Source organism: Ancylobacter sp. Lp-2 (assembly GCF_020523795.1).
Lineage (GTDB): Bacteria > Pseudomonadota > Alphaproteobacteria > Rhizobiales > Xanthobacteraceae > Ancylobacter.
In genome coordinates, this window is the sequence record NZ_JAJALI010000003.1 from 102483 (window position 1) to 119955 (window position 17473).

Genomic DNA, 17473 nt, shown 5'->3' on the forward strand with positions numbered 1-17473 from the left:
CCGACAGGCACGGAGCATGCCGGACCGGCGCCGCGACGGGCAACCGGCCCGGCCGATCCCCGCGGGCCAAGGGCCGCGCCGCCCCGGCCCACGCGGCTCAGGCCCGCGCCGCCCGGCCTCGCCGACGGCGCGGGCAGTCCAGCTACTGCCCCTTGGCCTTGGCGAGGAAGGAGCCGTCGAAGGTCTTGGAAAGGTCGATGGACGCCGGGTCGATCGAGGGATCGGTGGTGGTGATCAGGCTCAGCGCGCTCTTCATGCTGGCCTCGTCGATGTTGCCGTCGGTCGAATAGGACTGCCGCGACGCCTCCACCGCCTTCATGTAGAGGTTCTTGTCGCCCAGCCAGTATTCTTCCGGCACGTTGGCGGCGATCTGTTCCGGCGTCGCCTTCTCCAGCCACTTCAGCGTCTTGTAGAAGACGTTGGTGAGCGCCTGAACGGTGTTCGGGTTCTCCTTGATGAAGCTCTCCTTGAAGTAGAGCACGGCGGCGGGATTCTGGCCGCCGAACACCTTCTCGGTGCCCTCGGTGGTGCGGGTGTCGACCAGCACGTTGATCAGGCCGAGATCCTCGAGCTTGGAGATCACCGGATCGAGATGCGAGATGGCGTCGATCTCGCCCTTCTGCATCGCCGCCACCGCCGAGGCGCCGCCGCCGACGCCGATGAACGAGGCGTCGTCCTGCTTCAGCCCGGCCTTGGTCAACAGGTACTGCACCATGATGTGGGTGGAGGAGCCCGGCGCGGTGACGCCGATGTTCTTGCCCTTGAGGTCGGCGACGGTCTTGATCTTGTCGGCCTCGGCCTTGCGCACGGCGATGACGATGCCGGGATAGCGGCCGAGATCGATGACGGCACGGATGTCCTGCTTCTTCGTCTGCATGCGGATGGTGTGCTCATAGGCGCCGGTGACGGCGTCCACCGAGCCGCCGATCAGCGCCTGCAGCGACTTGGCGCCGCCGCCGAAATCGTTGATCTCGACATTCAGCCCCGCATCCTTGAAGTAGCCGAGCTTCTCCGCCAGCGTCAGCGGCAGATAATAGAGCAGCGGCTTGCCGCCGACGCCGAGGGTGAGGTTGGGCTTCTCGATCTCGGCCGCCTGCGCCGCGCCGAGCGCGGGAAACAGCAGGCTCGCGGCCACGAGCAGGGTACCAATCCGCAGGGTACGCATCTTCATTGGGGTTTCCTCCTTTTGTCGTTGAATGGCGTTCGGGCGATGACGGTCAGGCGATGATTATCAGGCCTGTTCGCCCGCCGGCTGCGGCCGCCAGACCAGCAGCCGGTTCTCGATCCGGGTGACGCCCCAGTCGATGATCAGCACGAAGGCGGCGAGGATGAACATGCCGGCGAACACGCCGGTGACGTCGAACACGCCCTCGGCCTGATGGATGAGATAGCCGAGGCCGGCGGAGGCGCCGAGATATTCGCCCACCACCGCGCCGACCAGCGCGAAGCCGACCGAGGTGTGCAGCGAGGAGAACATCCAGGACAGCGCCGAGGGCCAGTAGACGTTGCGGAACAGCTGGTGCTCGCTCATCCCCATCATGCGGGCATTGGCCAGCACCACCGGGCTCACCTCCTTCACGCCCTGATAGACGTTGAAGAACACGATGAAGAACACCAGCGAGACGCCGAGCGCCACCTTCGACCAGATGCCGAGGCCGAGCCACAGCATGAAGATCGGCGCCAGCACCACGCGCGGCAGCGCGTTGACCATCTTCACATAGGGATCGAACACCGCCGCCAGGATCGGCTTGCGCGCGAACCAGAAGCCGATGGCGACGCCGCCCGCCGAGCCGATGACGAAGGCCAGCACCGTCTCGGTCAGCGTGATCCACAGATGCTTCCAGATGGTGCCGGAGACGAACAGCTGCACCACCCGCTTCATCACGTCGAGCGGGGTCGAGAAGAAGAACTCCGGCAGCAGATAGGTGCCGCCGACGGGAACCGTGGCACCGAACTGCCAGAAGCCGATGGCCACCACGGCGACCAGTATTTGCAGCAGCAGCAGCTTGCCGGGATGGATCTTCACGGCGTGTCCTCCCCATAGGTCTTCACGACTTCCGCCTTCAGCTGGTTCCAGATCTGGCGGTACAGCTCATGGAAGCGCGGGTCGAGGCGGATGTCGGCGGTGTCGCGCGGGCGGGCGAGGTCGATCGGGAAATCGCCGATGATCCGCGCCTCCGGCCCGGCCGACATGATGACGACGCGGTCGGACAGCGCGATGGCCTCCTCGAGGTCGTGGGTGACGAACAGCACCGCCTTGCGGTCCTGCGCCCACAGGTTCAGGAGCAGCGTGCCCATGATCTGCCGCGTCTGGGCGTCGAGCGGGCCGAACGGCTCGTCCATCAACAGGATCTTCGGGCCGCGCACCAGCACCTGGGCGAGGCCGACGCGCTTCCTCTGCCCGCCCGACAGCTGGTGCGGGTAGCGGTCGCCGAAGCGGGCGAGGCCGACCTTCTTCAGCCAGTCCTGCGCCTGCGCCAGCGCGTCGGCGCGACGGGTGCCGCCGATCTCCAGCGCGATGGCGACATTGTCGAGCGCGGTCTTCCAGGGCATCAGCGCGTCCTGCTGGAAGAGATAGCCGGCCTGGGCGTTGAGGCCGGCGAGCGGCGCGCCGAAGATCGACACCCGGCCGCCGGCCGGGCGCAGCAGCCCGGCGGTGGCGTTGAGCAAGGTGGACTTGCCACAGCCGGTGGGCCCGACGATCGAGACGAACTCGCCCTCGCGCACATGCAGCGAGGTCGGCGCCACCGCCTTGAACAGCGGACGGCCAGGTATGGCGAAACTGATGGCGATGTCGTCCAGCGCCACCGCCGGCGGGGCGTCGACGCCGGGCGCGCCCCCTGCGGGCGGCCGCAGCATGGCGGTCTGCATGTTCTGTCCCTCCATGCTTTCCTGTCCTCCCATGGCTGGGCTGTCTCCTCTCAGACGGCGGCGCGGCGCAGGCCGACCGGCGCGGCATGCAGGTCGCCGCTGCGGCCGGCCTTGGCCACCTGGCCGGGAATGTCGTGGCCGATGAGCGCGGGCAGACCACGTGCCAGATCAAGCAGGCGGGCGAGGTCGACGCCGGTCGGCACGCCCATTTCCTCCAGCATGTGGACGAGGTCCTCGGTCACGACGTTGCCGGTGGCGCCGGGCGCGAAGGGACAGCCGCCGAGGCCGCCCAGCGAGGCGTCGAAGCGCTCCGCCCCCGCCTCCAGCGCGGCGAGCGCATTGGCGAGGCCCATGCCGCGCGTATTGTGGAAATGCAGCGTCAGCGGCACGTCGCCGAACCGGGCGCGGAACGCCGCGACGAGGCGGGCCACCTGGCGCGGATTGGCCATGCCGGTGGTATCGGCCAGCGTCACCGAATGGAGGCCGAGCGCGAGATAGCTCTCGGCCAGCGCCAGCACCTTCTCCTCCGGCTGCGCGCCCTCGAAGGGACAGCCGAAGGCGGTGGCGATGGAGCCGTTCAGCCGCGCCGGGCTGCCGGCGGCAACGCCCACAATGGCGCGGAAGCCGTCCAGCGACTGCTCCGGCGTCATGCGCATATTGGCGAGGTTGTGGGTCTCGCTCGCCGACATGACGAGGTTGAGCTCGTCCATCCCGGCGTCCAGCGCCGCCTCGGCGCCGCGCAGATTGGGCACCAGCGCCACATAGGTCACCGCCGGGTTGCGACGGATGCCGCGCGCGACGTCGACGGCATCGGCGAGGTTGGGCACCGCCTTGGGCGAGACGAAGGACGTCACCTCGATCTTGGCGACGCCGGTGTCGGACAGCGCGTCGATCAGCGCGATCTTGTCCGCGGTGGGCAGGAAGCGCGGCTCGATCTGCAGGCCGTCGCGCGTCACCACTTCCTGGATGTAGACGCGCGCGGGAAACTCCGCCCGGCTCATGAGGCGTCTCCCGCCGCCGCCTCGTCGCGCCGCACCTCGTCGCGCGCCACCACGCCGCCGGCGACCAGCGCCTCGATCTCGTCAGCGGAATAGCCGAGCGACGCCAGCACCGGCGCGGTGTGCTCGCCGAGCTTCGGCCCGAGCCACGCCACGCCCCCTGGCGTTTCCGAAAGCTTCGGCACCACGCCGGGCATCTTCACCTGCGTGCCGTCCGGCAGCGTCGAGGGCAGGATCATGTCGCGCGACAGGAACTGCGGATCGGCTACGATGTCTTCAACCGAATAAATGCGCCCGTTCGGCACCTCGGCGGCATCGAGCGCGGCGGTGACCTCGTCGAGCGAATGGCGGGAGGTCCATTCGGCGATGACGCCGTCGATTTCCTCGACATGCTTCACCCGGCCGTCATTGGAGGCGAGGCGCGGGTCGCTGGCGAGGTCGGCGCGGCCGATCGCCGTCATCAGCCGGTTGAAGATGCCGTCGCCATTGCCGGCGACGATGACATAGCTGCCCTCGGCGGTGGGATAGGAATTGGAGGGCGCGATGCCCGGCAGCGAGCCGCCCGAGCGGGCGCGCACGAAGTCGAACAGGTCGTATTCGGGGACCAGGCTCTCCATCATGTTGAACACGCTCTCATAGAGCGAGACGTCGACCACCTGCCCGGCGCCGCGGCCGGACTTGATGGCGAGCAGCGCCATCAGCGCGCCCATCACCGCATGCAGGGCGGCGAGCGAGTCGCCGATGGAGATGCCGGTGCGCGCCGGCGGCCGGTCCGGCTCGCCGGTGGTGAAGCGCATGCCGCCCATCGCCTCGCCCACAGCGCCGAAGCCGGGGCGCTCGCGATAGGGGCCGTCCTGGCCGAAGCCGGAAATGCGCACCATGACGAGGTTGGGGTTGATCGCCTTGAGCGCCTCCCAGCCGAGACCCCAGCGCTCCAGCGTGCCCGGCCGGAAATTCTCGATCAGCACGTCGGCGTCGCGCACGAGGCGGCGCACCACCTCCTGGCCCTCCGGCAGGCGCATATTGACGGCGACCGACTTCTTGTTGCGCGACTGAAGGTACCACCAGAGCGAGGTGCCCTCGTGCAGCTTGCGCCATTTGCGCAAGGGGTCGCCCTCGCCGGGCGCCTCGACCTTGATCACCTCGGCACCGAACTCCGCCATCAGCCGCGCGGCGAACGGCGCGGCGATGAGATTGCCGAGCTCGACGACGCGGATTCCGGCCAGCGGGCCCTCTGCGGGGCGTTCCATGGGCGACATTCCTTCCCGAACGTTTTGCGTCTCTATGGGTCGAAAGTCGCGTGCCGTCCAATAGTCTTTGGTTGCGGAGGCACCCGGGTGCGCCGTGGCGGCCGATACGCGTCCGGGGCCCCGCGCGACGGCAAGCGCGCGGAGCCCCGGTGGCCGAAGAGGCGAAAGGCCGTGCCGAAGGTTCAGGGCGTGTAGGTGCGCTCCAGCGTCCAGCTACCTGCCGGCTGGGCGTGCAGCTGCCAGAAATGCTCGGCGACATTGGCGACATGCGGCGAGCCGGCGGAGACGAAGCCGGCGATCGTGACGGTGGCGACGTGGATGCCCTTGCCCTTCATCTCCTCGAACAGCCCCTGCGCCAAGGCGCGGATGCCGGCCTTGCCGACGCTGAGCGTCAGATAGTCGGGATGCGGCGCCAGGGCGAAGCCGCCGCCGGTCAGCAGCAGGGTGCCGCGGCCGCGCGCGGCCATCGCCGGTGCCACCGCCTTCGCCGCCGCCAGCGCGCCGCCGATGGTGACCGCGAGGTCGGTATTGAAGGTCTCCGCCGGCTGGTCGGCGAGCGAGGCCTGCCGCATCGCGGCGGCGTTGTAGTGGAGGACGTCGATCGGGCCGAGGTCGCGCTCGACCCCGGCGACCAACGCCGCGACGGCGGCGGGATCCGCCACGTCGACGGGCCGCACCTCGACCTTGTGGCCCTTGGCGGTGAGTTCGGCGGCCAGCGCCGTCACCCTGCCGGTGTCGCGGGCGCTGAGGACGAGGTGGAAGCCCTCGCGGGCGAAGCGTTCGGCGGTGGCGAGGCCGATGCCGGGGCCGCTGCCGATGCTGAGGAAGACTGCCATGATGCATGCTCCTGGACGGTTGAATGCATCCGAGATAATCCTCGCATCGTCTTGTGTAATCTGGCCCAGGATCATTACACTCGTGCACCAGATGCAGGAATTTCTCGATCAGGGCGGCTTCGACGATCTGCTCGCCTTCGTCGCCGTCGCCGACACCGGCAGTTTCGTGCTGGCGGCGCAGCGCCTCGGGCGCGACGCCTCCACCGTCTCCCGCCGGGTCGGCAAGCTGGAGCGGCGCCTCGGCGTCCGCCTGCTGTCGCGCACGACGCGGCGGGTGGCGCTGACCGAGATCGGCGCCGCCTACCACCATCGCCTCCAGGCGGTGCTCGACGAGCTGAACAGCGCCGGCCGCGACGCCAGCGAGCGGGCCGCGACCCCGCAGGGGCTGGTGCGTGTCTCCCTGCCCATGAGCTTCGGCCGCCTGTGGATCGCGCCGCTGATCCCCGGCTTCCTGGCGCGCCATCCGCAGATCCGCGTCGATCTGCGCACCACCGACCGCTATGTCGACCTGATCGAGGAAGGCTTCGACGTGGCGATCCGAGTCGGCACCCTGCCGGACAGCTCGCTGACCGCCCGCCGCATCGCCACCTATCGCAGCCGGCTGGTCGCCGCGCCGGCCTACCTTGCCCGCCGCGCCGCACCGCAGCGGCCGGAGGAGCTGGCGGAGCACGACTGTCTCGGCTTCACCGCGCTCGCCTCCTGGCCGGACTGGCCGCTGGCCCGGGACGGCGAGCGGGTGACGGTGCGCCCGTCCGGCCCGCTAGTCTCCGACAGTTCCGAGATATTGCTGCTCGCCGCTCTCGAGGGCGTTGGCATCGGCCTGTTCCCGGACTGGCTCGCCGGCCCGCCTATCGGCGAGGGGCGGCTGGTGGAGGTCCTGCCGGGCTGGGTGGGCACCATCGAAGCCGGCGTGCACGCGGTGATGCCGCCCGGCCGGCTGGTGCCGGCCAAGGTGCGATTATTCGTCGACGACATCGCCGAGGCGCTGAAGGCCGGCTGGCGCTGGTGAGCGGCTGCCAGCCGGAGAGCGCACACGCGGACGTGCGCCGCGACATCGGCCAGTAAGGTTGACCTAACGGCACGGGCGGGCCAAGCATGGGCGATGCCGGTCGATCCCCTGCCGCCCCCGCCCTCCCCCTCCCGTCCGACAGCTGCCAGCGGTGCGGAACGGCGGATCGGCGTGGAGGTCGAGTTCATCGGCCTCGGCGCGCGCCACGCCGCCGAGGTGCTACAACGCCACCTGGCCGGCCAAATGGTCGAGGAGGACCCGCAGGCCTTCCACCTCGTCGGCAGCCGGCTCGGCGACCTGCGCGTCGAGCTCGACATCCGCCACGTCCACCCCTATCGCGGCGCGGTCAGCCCGCTGGCCGGCCTGCCCGCCTCGCTCGCCATCGCCCTCGGGCACGCGCTGGCGCCGCTGGTGCCGCGCGAGCTGATCATCGCCCCCCTCGACCGGGCCCGCCTACCGGAGGTGGACGCGGCCGTGGCGGCGCTGCGGGAAGCCGGCGCGCGGGGCGACGGTGCCACGCTGGTCGACGGGCTGGGCCTGCATTTCAACGTCGCGCATCCCGATGACGACCCGGCGGGGATCGTCGCCACGCTCAAGGCCTTCCTGATGCTGGAGGCGGAACTGCGCCGGGCTACCGAGGCGGGGCCGCTCGCCCGCTTTTATGCGCCCCCGCCCTTTCCCGCCGATTATGTGCGCCGGGTGCTCGCCGCCGACTACTGGCCGGATCCCGACGGCTTCGCCCGCGACTATCTCGCCGCCAATCCGACGCGCAAGCGCTCGCTCGACCTGCTGCCGCTGCTGCTGCACCGCGCCGGCGACCAGCCACTGCCGCGCTTCGCCGGCAAGGTGCGGCCGCGCCCGGCGTTCCACTACCGGCTGCCGCTCGCCCGCGTCGGCCAGCCCGGCTGGAGCATCCTCGACGACTGGGAGCGCTGGCTCGCCGTCGAGCGGCTGGCCGGCGAGATCGCCCGGCAGCGGCCACCGGCGGCGGATCGTGCGGGATAGCGATCGGGTGTAACCTCGCCGGCGGCGGACTCACGGCCTTCGTCGACAGAAAGCGAGACGGGTATGGACAGGCGGGACATTCTGCGCGGCTCGGCCGCCATCGCCGCGACATGGATCGGCGCGGGGTTGCCGGCGGCGCCCGCCCGCGCCCAGACCTCGTCCGCCCAGACCTCGTCGGCGCAGAGCGCCTCCGCGGAGGAGGCCCGCGCGATCGCCAAGGAGGCCTATGTCTACGGCTTCCCGCTCGTCGACAATTACCGCGTCCAGTATTCCTACTTCGTCGACCAGGGCGGCCCCGAGTTCAAGACCGGCTGGAACCGCATCTTCAACAATGCACGGGTCTACACGCCCGACGACAAGGCGATCCAGTCGCCGAATTCCGACACGCCCTATTCCTATGTCGGCGCCGATCTGCGCGCCGAGCCGCTGGTGCTGAGCGTCCCGGCCGTCGAGGCGAACCGCTACTATTCGCTCCAGTTCATCGACCAGTACACGTTCAACTTCGCCTATGTCGGCAGCCGGGCGACCGGCAACGAGGCGGGTCGCTTCCTGCTGGCCGGGCCGGGCTGGAAGGGCGACAAGCCGGCCGGGATCACCGCCGTGATCCGCTGCGAGACCGAATTCGCCTTCATTCTCTACCGCACCCAGCTGTTCGGCCCGGGCGACATCGAGAACGTCAAGAAGATCCAGGCCGGCTACACGGTCGAGCCGCTATCGGCCTTTCTCGGTACCCCCGCCCCGGCGCCTGCGGCGGCGGTCGCGTTTCCAAAGCCCTTGTCCCCGGCCGAGCAGAAGACGTCGCCGGCGTTTTTCAGCGAGCTCAACTTCATCCTCCAGTTCTGCCCGCCCCCACCCGTCGAGACCGAGCTGAGGGCACGCTTCGCCCGGATCGGCGTCGGGGCGGGGCTGCGTTTCGATCCTTCGCCCGAGATCAGGCAGGCGATCGAGGCCGGCATGGCCGACGCCTGGGCCGACTTCGCCACCTACAAGACCACCCAGATGGAGACCGGAAAGAAGACCAGCGCCGACAGCTTCGGCACCCGCGAGCATGTGAATGGCGATTATCTGGCGCGCATGGTCGGCGCGGTGCTCGGCATCTACGGCAATTCGAAGCAGGAGGCGCTGTATCCGGCCTATTTCGTCGATGCCGGCGGACAGCCGCTCGATGGCAGGCAGACCTACCGGCTGCGCTTCGCCCCGGACGGCCTGCCGCCGGTACACGCCTTCTGGTCGCTGACGCTCTACAAGCTTCCCGAAAGCCTGCTATTCGCCAACCGGCTCCACCGCTACCTGATCAACTCGCCGATGCTGCCCGATCTCAAACGCGACCCGGATGGCGGGATCACGCTCTACGTCCAGAATGCGTCCCCCGGGCCGGACAAGGAGAACAACTGGCTGCCGGCGCCGGAGGGATCGTTCCTCCTCGCTTTGCGCCTCTACTGGCCGATGGCCGCCGCCCTCGACGGCCAATGGAAGGCGCCGCCGCTGGAACGAGCGAGCTGAAGAACAGCGGCGCGCGACAGGCGCCAGCCATGTCCGAAAAGCGGCGCACCGCCTGAGGCCGACGATGTGGAGTGCCTCGCGGGAGGCTGCGGTGGATCGGTCGGCCGTGGCGCCTCAGCGGGGCGCCAGCAGCAGGTGCCCCGCCGGGGTGAGCGACAGATGCCGCCGCTGCGAACGCTCCTGGCGCGGATCGGCGACGACGAGGCCGAAGCGGTCCTCCAGCTCGCTCGCCGCGCGCAGCACCAGCGCATGGGCGATGCCGAACAGCTTGGCGAAGGCGCGGGTGTCACGGGCGACGCCGTGCTCCAGCGCCACCAGCACGCCGGCATCGAGCGGCGAGAGCTCCGGCTGTTCCTCGACCAGCGCGCTCACCTCGTCCATGAACAGGTCGGGCAACGCCTCGTCCGCGGAGGGGGCGCGCTCCTCGGCGCGCTGCGCGCTCATGCCGCCCTCGCGCGGAAGGTCACCACCACCGACTTCGACTGCGGCGTGTCGCTGCCCTCGCCGGCCTTGGTGAACGGCACGACCGGGTTGAGCTCAGGATAGTAGCCGGCGACGCAGCCGCGCGGGATGTCGTAGGCGACGAGGCGGAAATCCTCGGCGATGCGCGAGCGGCCATCCTCGTCGGAGCCGATGACGTCGATGCGCGAATTGGGCTCCACGCCCATCGCGGCGATGTCGTCGGGATGGGCGAACACCACCCGGCGCTCGCCATAGACGCCGCGATAGCGGTCGTCGAGGCCGTAGACCGTGGTGTTGTACTGGTCGTGGCTGCGGAAGGTCTGCAGCACGAAGGTGTCCTTGCGCCCGCGCACCTGCTGGTGCTCCACCTCGCGCGGCAGCGGCGCGGCGGAGAACTGCGCCCGGCCGGACTCGGTGTTCCACTCGCGCTCGGCGGCGGCGTTGCGCAGATGGAAGCCGCGCGGCTTGCGCACGCGGACATTGTAGTCCTCGAAGCCGGGGATCACGCGGGAGATGTGGTCGCGGATCAGGTCGTAATCATCAGCCATCGCCGCCCAGCGGACCTTGTCCGAGCCGATGGTGGCGGCGGCGATGCCGGCGATGATCTGGATCTCCGAGCGCAGGGTCGGCGCCGCCGGGCGGTTGATGCCGCCCGAGCCATGCACCATGCTCATCGAATCCTCGACGGTCACGATCTGCGGCCGCTTCTTGGAGTTGCGGTCGATCTCGGTGCGCCCGAGGCAGGGCAGCAGATAGGCGACCTTGCCCGGCGCCAGATGGCTGTGGTTCGGCTTGGTGGCGATCTGCACGGTGAGCCGGCAGCTCATCAGCGCCTGCCGCACGATGTCGGTATCCGGCGTCGCCCGCACGAAATTGCCGCCGAGGCCGATGAAGGCCTTGGAACGCCCCTCCACCATCGCCTCGATGGCGTGCAGCACGTTGTGGCCGTGCTCGCGCGGCAGGGCGAGGTCGAACTCCTTCTCCAGCGCGGCGATGAACCACTCCGGCGAGTTCTCGTTGATGCCCACCGTGCGGTCGCCCTGCACGTTGGAATGGCCGCGCACCGGGCACAGGCCGGCGCCCTCGCGGCCGATATGGCCGCGCAGCAGCAGCAGATTGGCGATCTCGCGCACCGTCGCCACCGAGTGGCGGTGCTGGGTGACGCCCATCGCCCAGGTGGCGATGACGCGCTCGGCGCCGAGATAGACGTCGGCGAGGGTCTCGATCTCGTCGCGGGCGAGGCCGGACTGGTCCTCGATGACGTCCCAGGACGTCGCCTCGACCTCGGCGCGCCAGTCGTCGATGCCGGTGGTGTGGTGGGCGATGAATTCGAGGTCGAGCAGGCTCTGATGGCCGCCGGCGCGCCGCTCGGCGTCACGGGCGAACACCACCTTGGCGACGCCGCGGATCGCCGCCATGTCGCCGCCGAGCTTGGGCTGGAAATAGTGGCTGGCGATCGAGGTCGCGCCGCCGCGCAACATCTCGATCTTGTCCTGCGGGTCGGCGAAGCGCTCCAGCCCGCGCTCGCGCACCGGGTTGAGCACCGCGACGCGGGCGCCGCGCATAGCGGCCCGGCGCAGGTCGCCGAGCATGCGCGGATGGTTGGTACCGGGGTTCTGGCCGATGACGATGATGGCGTCGGCGTGCTCGAAATCCTCGAGCAGCACCGTGCCCTTGCCGACGCCGACCGACTGCATCAGGCCGACGCCACTGGCCTCGTGGCACATGTTGGAGCAGTCCGGGAAATTGTTGGTCCCGAACATCCGCACGAAGAGCTGGTAGAGGAACGCCGCCTCGTTCGAGGCGCGGCCGGAGGTGTAGAACTCCGCCTCGCTGGGCGCGGCGAGCGCGTTCAATTCGGCGGCGATGCCGGCGAAGGCCTCCTCCCAGGACACCGCGCGGTAGCGATCGGTGGCGTGGTCATAGACCATCGGCTCGGTGAGGCGGCCCTGGTTCTCCAGATTGAACTCGGACCAGTTCTGCAGCTCGCTCACCGTGTGCGCGGCGAAGAAGGCCGGCGTGGCGCGACGCTCGGTCGACTCCCAGGCGACCGCCTTCACCCCGTTCTCGCAGAATTCGAAGGACGAGCCGTGCTCGGGATCGCCCCAGGCGCAGCCCGGGCAATCGAATCCGTCCGGCTGATTGGCCTTGAGCAGGGTCTTGGCGCCGGTCAGCAAGGAGCCGCTGGCCAGCAGGTGCTTGCCGCAGCTGCGAAGGGCGCCCCAACCGCCGGCCGCGTGAGACTTCTTCAGCGATGGTGACGTATGGTCAATAGACATTTTCAATCATTATACAAAATGCCAGAAACGGCGCCACGACTGGATCCCGAGATCCGTTGGCTAAGAGATAGGTGAAAAGACGATATTTTTCAACGGTTGAATCTGAAAGTGCTCCAGATTCGACGTGAAACAATTCCAGACAGGCGTCGCGGGCACTCTGTCGCACCTGCGGCGAGGCGCCGCAGGAAATTGATTGATTTTTTCAATCGACCAATCCGCAAATCGACAGCTGGCATGCCAGAGAACAGCGTCGGCATTGCTGCACCGCACCAACGCTGCGGCATCCCTTCCGTGAAGGCTCGCGGAAGACGGCACGCAGGGCGCAAGCGACGTCGCGGCTGCCACCGCAGGTGGCGGGGCTCTTGCGCCGGGCCGCCGCGTGCTCTAGCAAGCGCCCCCTTTCACGTTCCGCATCTTGCCCCGTCCCGCATCTTGCAAAGGAGGTGTCCATGACCGCCTGCGGCCTCGATTTCGGCACCTCGAACACCACGCTCGGCTTCGTCGGTCCCGCCGGCCCACGGCTGGCGCCGCTGGAGGGCGATGCGGACACGCTGCCCAGCGCGATCTTCTTTCCCCGCACCGGCGCCACTCTGGTCGGCCGCGCCGCCATGGCGGCCTATGTCGAAGGCCAGCAGGGCCGGCTGATGCGCTCGCTGAAATCGGTGCTCGGCACCTCGCTGATCGACGAGACCACGCCGCTCGGCCGCCAGCGGCTCGGCTTCCGGGCGGTGATCGGCGAATTTCTCCGCGAGGTGAAGGCGCGCGGCGAAGCGGCGGCCGGCGCCACGCTCGACAAGGTGGTGCTGGGCCGTCCCGTGCACTTCGTCGACGGCGACCCGTCCGGCGACGCGCGGGCGCAGGACGCGCTCGGCGACATCGCCAGCAGCATCGGCTTTACCGACATCTCCTTCCAGTTCGAGCCGATCGCCGCCGGGCTCGACTATGAACGGCAGGTCGCCGGCGAGGAGCTGGCGCTGATCGCCGACATCGGCGGCGGCACCTCCGACTTCTCCATCGTGCGCATCGCCCGCGGCCATGCCGACCATACCGACCGCTCCTCCGACATCCTCGCCAATGAGGGCGTGCGGATCGGCGGCACCGATTTCGACCGCCAGCTGTCGCTGTCCATGGTGATGCCGCTGCTCGGCCATGGCAGCCCGCTGAAGCGCAAGGGCCTGTCCATGCCGGTGGGGATCTATCAGGACCTCGCCACCTGGTCGGCCATCAACCGGCTGTATGACGGCCGCACCGTCCGCTCGATTCGCGAGCTGGAGCGCGAGGCGGCGCATCCCGGCCTAGTCGCGCGGCTGGCGCGGGCGGTGGAGGACGAGCGCGGCCACGGCCTCGCCCTCGACGTCGAGGCGGCGAAGATCAACGTCGCCGAGGCCGGCGAGACGGTGCTCGACCTCGCCACCATCGAGGCAGGCCTGTCGGTGGGCATCGCCCATGCCGACCTCGTTGAGCATACCGGCCTGCTCGCCGAGCGCATCGCCGCGCGGGTCGGCTCCTGCCTCACCGCCGCCGGCCTCACCGCCGACGCCATCGACGCGCTGTTCCTCACCGGCGGCTCGACCCGGCTGTCGCATGTGCGCGCGGCGATCCGTGCCTGCGTACCGAAGGCGCGGGTGATCGAGGGCGACACCTTCGGCTCGGTCGGCACCGGCCTCGCCATCGAAGCCGGCCGCCGCTACGGCTGACGCTGCGGCGGGCGCCGATTGCCGGCCCCCGCCGCCGCCCGCTATGATGCCGGTTCCCTTCCGCGAACCGGGCATGAGAGATGCAGCTGCCGATCCGCGCCATCTTCGTGTTCCGCACCGTCGCCCGCCTCGGCAGCATCTCCAAGGCGGCGGAGGAACTCGCCGTCACCCCCTCGGCGGTGAGCCAGCAGGTGCAGGCGCTGGAAACCCAGCTCGGCCTGACGCTGATGAGCAAGGTCGGCCGCCGCATCGTGCTCACCGAGGCCGGCGAGCGCTATTTCGCCACCATCAATGACGAGGTGGAGCGCATCGCCGAGGCGACGAACCTGATCCGCGGCTATCGCTCGGTGACGACGCTGACGGTGCGCGCCACGCCGACCCTGTCCAACAAATGGCTGCTGCCGCGGCTCGGGGCGTTTCTCGACCGCCACCCCGACCTCGAGGTGCGCATCGACGGCACCAACGAGCCGACCACCTTCCGGCGCGAGGTGGTCGATGTCGAGATCCGCCATGGCGACGGCCGCTGGCCCGGCCTGTTCGTCGAGGGCATGGCGGAGGAGGACTTCCTGCCCGCCTGCTCGCCGGACTACGCGCCGGCCGCCAGCCTCACCGCCGCCGAGCTGCCGCGCTTTCGGCTGATCCACTCGGTGAAGTCGCAGGCGCAATGGCCGCGCTGGTTCGCGCTTGCCGGCGTGCAGCCGACGGAGCGCTGGGCGCGGGTGCTGTTCGACCGCAGCCACATGGCGATCGACGCCGCCGCCGGGGCGATGGGCATCGCGCTGGAAAGCACGCTGATGATGGAACGCGAGCTGGAGACCGGCCGGCTGATCTGCCCGGTGGCCGAGCCGCCGCCGATCCGGCTGGTGACGCAGTGGATCGTCTGCCCGCACGAGCATCTGCGCCAGCGCAAGGTGCGGCTGTTCCTCGACTGGCTGCGCACCGAGCGCGCCGGCTGGGAGGCCCGCCGCCGCAATGCCCGCGCCGCCAGCGAGGCATTGGCCCGTCGCGCCGCCCGCAAGCCGGCGCCGGCCGGCTGAGGCTCAGCCCGGCACGCGCTCCGCCGCGTGAAGGCCGCGCAACGCCTCGGCGACCATCGCCTCCGGGCTTAGCGTCAGCGACACCGCCACCGCGCCCTCGCCGGGCTCCGGCGCCTCCAGCGTCGCCAGCTGGCTGTCGAGCAGGGTGATGCCGGCGAAATGGCCGGGCCGGGCGCGTAGCCGCTCGGCGATCAATTCGCGCGGGCCGTGGAGATACACGAACCGCACGCCGGCGAGCCGCTCGCGCAGGAAGTCGCGGTAGATGGCCCGCAGCGCCGAGCAGGCGATAACCACCGGCCGGCGCGGCTCCGCCCGCGCCGCCGCGCACACCGCCTCCAGCCATGGCCAGCGCATGGCGTCAGTCAGCCCGATGCCCTGCCGCATGCGGGCGACATTCTCCGGGGGGTGCAGGGCGTCGGCCTCGATGAAGGCCGCGCCGAGCGCGCTGGCGAGCTGCTGGGCGACGGTGCTCTTGCCGGCGCCCGCCACGCCCATCACCACCACGAAATCCGGTACCGTCATCGACCTGCCCTCAGTAGAGCCCGAGCAGGTGCAGCGGCCCGAGCGTCAGCACAGGGAACAGCACCAGCGCGAAGATCGCCAGCGTCAGCACCGTCATCGGCGCCAGCGAGCCCTTCACCACCTCGTCGACGCTCATCCCCGACACCTGCGCCGCGGCGAACAGGCAGACGCCGACCGGCGGGGTGACGAGGCCGAGGGTCAGCGTCATCACCGTGATGATCAGGAAGTGGATCGGGTCGATGCCGAGCGCCGTCACCGTCGGCATCAGCACGGGTATCAGGATGAACATCGCCGGGATCGCCTCCATGAAGATGCCGATCAGCAGCAGGAAGACGAAGATCACCAGGAGGCCGGAGGTCGGCCCGAGGCTCATGCCGCCGAGGATCGCCGTCAGCTTCTCCGGCAGCCCCTCATAGGTGAACACCCAGGCGGCGATCTGCGAGGTGGCGGCGATGAACAAGATGGTGCCGGAGATGCGGGCGGTGGAGACGAGGATCTCCGGCACCTCGGAGAGCGGGATGGTGCGGTAGACCAGCACGCCCAGCACCAGCACATAGGTCACCGCGATCGCCGCCGCCTCGGTGGGGGTGAACACGCCGGAGGCGATGCCGATGATCAGGATCAACGGGGTGAGCATCGGCAGGATGGCGCGCAGCCCGGTCACCACCACCATGCGGAAATTGAACGGCGAAGGCGGATTGTAGCCGTAGCGCACCGAATAGAAGTGGTTGAACACCAGGAAGGCGAAGGCGATGAACAGCCCCGGCACCAGCCCGGCCACCAGCAGCGTGCCGATCGACACATTGGCAATCGAGCCGGCGATGACGATCAGGATCGAGGGCGGGATGATCGAGGACAGCGTGGCGGTGCACAGCGTCATGCCGACCGCATAGCCCTTCGGGAAGCCGTGCCGCTCCATCGCCTTGATCTCGATGGCGCCGACCGAGGCGATGTCGGCCACCGAGGAGCCGGACACGCCGGAGAAGATCACCGAGGACAGCACGTTCACATGGCCGAGCCCGCCCGGCAGCCAGCCGACCATGGATTCGGCGAAGTCGAAGATGCGCTCGGCGACCCGCCCGCGCTCCATCACCGCGCCGACCAGGATGAACAGCGGCACCGCCACCAGCAGGAACGAGTTCATCGAGGAGAACATCGTCTGGGTGAGCAGGTCGAGCGGCATCGGCGTGAACATCAGCAGCGTGGCGACGGCGGCGAGGCCCAGGGCGATGGCCAAGGGCACGCCGAGCGCGCTGAGGCCGCAGAACAGGGCGAAGAGGATGACGCTCATCATTGGTAGTGCGCTCCCGTGACGGTGGGGCCGGCGGCGACGTGCTGGTGGCCGCCGGTCATCGAGATGTCGGCATGGACGATCTCGTCCGGCGGCAGGCCCATTTCCGGCATCGCGATCAGTTCGCGCCGCCGCCGCAGCGAATCGACGATGGCGAGGATGGCGATGACCGAGGAGACCGGCATGACCAAGCCGATCACCCACATCGGGATCGGCAGCGTCGCCGCCTCCTCGTTCATCATGATCTGCTGCTCGACCAGGGTGATGCCGGTCCAGCCGACCAGCAGGAAGAAGCCGATCGAGAACACGACATAGATCGGCACCGCGATGTGCTTCGACAGGCTGGGCATCATGGCGAGGAACACCACGACGCGGGCGCTCTCCACGGTGCGGAAGCCGGCGGCGAGGCCGAGGAACACCATCCAGATGAACAGGAAGCGTACCGCTTCCTCGGTCCAGGGCAGCGGATGACCGATGAGCCGGCCGATCACCTGCATCAGCACCACCACCAGGATGCCGCCGCAGGCGAGGCCCGCCGCGTAGTCGGCGACCACCTCGACCAGCCGGCCGAGCGAGAAGCCGCGAGAAGATCCGGCAACGGAAGACGCGGCGGCGGAAGAGTTTACGGCGGAAGATTTATCGGGCGAGGACATGAGAACACCACCTGTCCACGAGGGGGGAGCGGCGGCCATGGGCCGCCGCCGGGGCTCGGT

16 protein-coding genes are annotated in these 17473 nt (G+C 69.5%); 5 read left to right on the top strand and 11 right to left on the bottom strand.

Features of this window, described 5'->3' with window-relative positions; genetic code table 11:
* Positions 1-142: 142 nt before the first annotated feature.
* The 6 genes from LGR54_RS08775 to LGR54_RS08800 form a co-directional block, all read right to left on the bottom strand.
* A complete protein-coding gene (locus tag LGR54_RS08775) occupies positions 143-1165 on the bottom strand; it encodes an ABC transporter substrate-binding protein (RefSeq protein WP_370638184.1) in 1023 nt (340 codons plus the stop codon).
* A gap of 66 nt (positions 1166-1231) precedes the next feature.
* Entirely contained in the window at positions 1232-2026 is a 795-nt protein-coding gene (locus LGR54_RS08780; protein ID WP_370638169.1) for an ABC transporter permease, read from the bottom strand.
* On the bottom strand, positions 2023-2871 hold the full coding sequence (locus LGR54_RS08785) for an ABC transporter ATP-binding protein (protein WP_370638185.1): 849 nt from the start codon (positions 2869-2871) through the stop codon (positions 2023-2025). The genes LGR54_RS08780 and LGR54_RS08785 overlap by 4 nt, the downstream gene beginning before the upstream one ends.
* Positions 2872-2921: 50 nt before the next feature.
* Positions 2922-3872 (bottom strand): hydroxymethylglutaryl-CoA lyase, encoded by a 951-nt coding sequence (locus LGR54_RS08790; protein WP_230361596.1) that lies wholly within the window; start codon positions 3870-3872, stop codon positions 2922-2924.
* Positions 3869-5119: a CaiB/BaiF CoA-transferase family protein gene (locus LGR54_RS08795; protein ID WP_230361597.1), complete on the bottom strand. Its 1251-nt coding sequence runs from the start codon at positions 5117-5119 to the stop codon at positions 3869-3871. Before LGR54_RS08795 ends, LGR54_RS08790 begins: the two co-directional genes overlap by 4 nt.
* Positions 5120-5301: 182 nt before the next feature.
* On the bottom strand, positions 5302-5955 hold the full coding sequence (locus LGR54_RS08800) for an SDR family NAD(P)-dependent oxidoreductase (RefSeq protein ID WP_230361598.1): 654 nt from the start codon (positions 5953-5955) through the stop codon (positions 5302-5304).
* A 91-nt stretch (positions 5956-6046) separates the two neighbouring features.
* Between LGR54_RS08800 and LGR54_RS08805 the strand changes: the two genes are divergently transcribed.
* The 3 genes from LGR54_RS08805 (at position 6047) to LGR54_RS08815 (ending at position 9472) form a co-directional block, all read left to right on the top strand.
* A complete protein-coding gene (locus tag LGR54_RS08805) occupies positions 6047-6964 on the top strand; it encodes a LysR family transcriptional regulator (RefSeq protein WP_230362072.1) in 918 nt (305 codons plus the stop codon).
* Positions 6965-7057: 93 nt separating this feature from the next.
* Positions 7058-7969 carry an amidoligase family protein gene (locus LGR54_RS08810; RefSeq protein WP_230361599.1) on the top strand — a complete coding sequence of 304 codons (912 nt, stop codon included), beginning with the start codon at positions 7058-7060 and terminating at the stop codon, positions 7967-7969.
* Positions 7970-8032: 63 nt separating this feature from the next.
* On the top strand, positions 8033-9472 hold the full coding sequence (locus LGR54_RS08815; protein ID WP_230361600.1) for a DUF1254 domain-containing protein: 1440 nt from the start codon (positions 8033-8035) through the stop codon (positions 9470-9472).
* 114 nt (positions 9473-9586) lie between these two features.
* On the opposite strand, the gene LGR54_RS08820 is transcribed toward LGR54_RS08815, so the two are convergent.
* Positions 9587-9916, bottom strand: a complete 330-nt coding sequence (locus LGR54_RS08820) for a hypothetical protein (RefSeq protein ID WP_230361601.1) — start codon at positions 9914-9916, stop codon at positions 9587-9589.
* The gene (locus LGR54_RS08825) at positions 9913-12213 is read right to left on the bottom strand and encodes an FdhF/YdeP family oxidoreductase (RefSeq protein ID WP_230361602.1); all 2301 of its coding nucleotides are present in this window, start codon (positions 12211-12213) and stop codon (positions 9913-9915) included. Before LGR54_RS08825 ends, LGR54_RS08820 begins: the two co-directional genes overlap by 4 nt.
* Before the next feature lie 449 nt (positions 12214-12662).
* Between LGR54_RS08825 and LGR54_RS08830 the strand changes: the two genes are divergently transcribed.
* Both LGR54_RS08830 and LGR54_RS08835 read left to right on the top strand, forming a co-directional pair.
* A complete protein-coding gene (locus tag LGR54_RS08830) occupies positions 12663-13910 on the top strand; it encodes an Hsp70 family protein (RefSeq protein WP_230361603.1) in 1248 nt (415 codons plus the stop codon).
* Between the two features lie 80 nt (positions 13911-13990).
* Positions 13991-14947, top strand: coding sequence for a LysR substrate-binding domain-containing protein (locus LGR54_RS08835; RefSeq protein ID WP_230361604.1), 957 nt, complete (start codon positions 13991-13993; stop codon positions 14945-14947).
* Positions 14948-14950: 3 nt separating this feature from the next.
* Here LGR54_RS08835 and LGR54_RS08840 read toward each other — a convergent pair whose 3' ends face one another.
* The 3 genes from LGR54_RS08840 to LGR54_RS08850 are packed head-to-tail and all read right to left on the bottom strand — an operon-like array spanning position 14951 to position 17413.
* Positions 14951-15469, bottom strand: coding sequence for a gluconokinase (locus LGR54_RS08840; RefSeq protein WP_230361605.1), 519 nt, complete (start codon positions 15467-15469; stop codon positions 14951-14953).
* Between the two features lie 10 nt (positions 15470-15479).
* A complete protein-coding gene (locus LGR54_RS08845; protein ID WP_370638186.1) occupies positions 15480-16760 on the bottom strand; it encodes a TRAP transporter large permease in 1281 nt (426 codons plus the stop codon).
* The gene (locus LGR54_RS08850) at positions 16760-17413 is read right to left on the bottom strand and encodes a TRAP transporter small permease (protein ID WP_230361607.1); all 654 of its coding nucleotides are present in this window, start codon (positions 17411-17413) and stop codon (positions 16760-16762) included. Before LGR54_RS08850 ends, LGR54_RS08845 begins: the two co-directional genes overlap by 1 nt.
* Between the last annotated feature and the right edge of the window lie 60 nt (positions 17414-17473).

Coding starts and splice junctions, on each gene's coding strand:
- LGR54_RS08775 (WP_370638184.1), bottom strand. CDS start 1,165: ATGCGTACCCTGCGGATTGGTACCCTGCTCGTGGCCGCGAGCCTGCTG.
- LGR54_RS08785 (WP_370638185.1), bottom strand. CDS start 2,871: ATGCAGACCGCCATGCTGCGGCCGCCCGCAGGGGGCGCGCCCGGCGTC.
- LGR54_RS08790 (WP_230361596.1), bottom strand. CDS start 3,872: ATGAGCCGGGCGGAGTTTCCCGCGCGCGTCTACATCCAGGAAGTGGTG.
- LGR54_RS08795 (WP_230361597.1), bottom strand. CDS start 5,119: ATGGAACGCCCCGCAGAGGGCCCGCTGGCCGGAATCCGCGTCGTCGAG.
- LGR54_RS08800 (WP_230361598.1), bottom strand. CDS start 5,955: ATGGCAGTCTTCCTCAGCATCGGCAGCGGCCCCGGCATCGGCCTCGCC.
- LGR54_RS08805 (WP_230362072.1), top strand. CDS start 6,047: ATGCAGGAATTTCTCGATCAGGGCGGCTTCGACGATCTGCTCGCCTTC.
- LGR54_RS08810 (WP_230361599.1), top strand. CDS start 7,058: ATGCCGGTCGATCCCCTGCCGCCCCCGCCCTCCCCCTCCCGTCCGACA.
- LGR54_RS08815 (WP_230361600.1), top strand. CDS start 8,033: ATGGACAGGCGGGACATTCTGCGCGGCTCGGCCGCCATCGCCGCGACA.
- LGR54_RS08820 (WP_230361601.1), bottom strand. CDS start 9,916: ATGAGCGCGCAGCGCGCCGAGGAGCGCGCCCCCTCCGCGGACGAGGCG.
- LGR54_RS08825 (WP_230361602.1), bottom strand. CDS start 12,213: ATGTCTATTGACCATACGTCACCATCGCTGAAGAAGTCTCACGCGGCC.
- LGR54_RS08830 (WP_230361603.1), top strand. CDS start 12,663: ATGACCGCCTGCGGCCTCGATTTCGGCACCTCGAACACCACGCTCGGC.
- LGR54_RS08835 (WP_230361604.1), top strand. CDS start 13,991: ATGCAGCTGCCGATCCGCGCCATCTTCGTGTTCCGCACCGTCGCCCGC.
- LGR54_RS08840 (WP_230361605.1), bottom strand. CDS start 15,469: ATGACGGTACCGGATTTCGTGGTGGTGATGGGCGTGGCGGGCGCCGGC.
- LGR54_RS08845 (WP_370638186.1), bottom strand. CDS start 16,760: ATGAGCGTCATCCTCTTCGCCCTGTTCTGCGGCCTCAGCGCGCTCGGC.
- LGR54_RS08850 (WP_230361607.1), bottom strand. CDS start 17,413: ATGTCCTCGCCCGATAAATCTTCCGCCGTAAACTCTTCCGCCGCCGCG.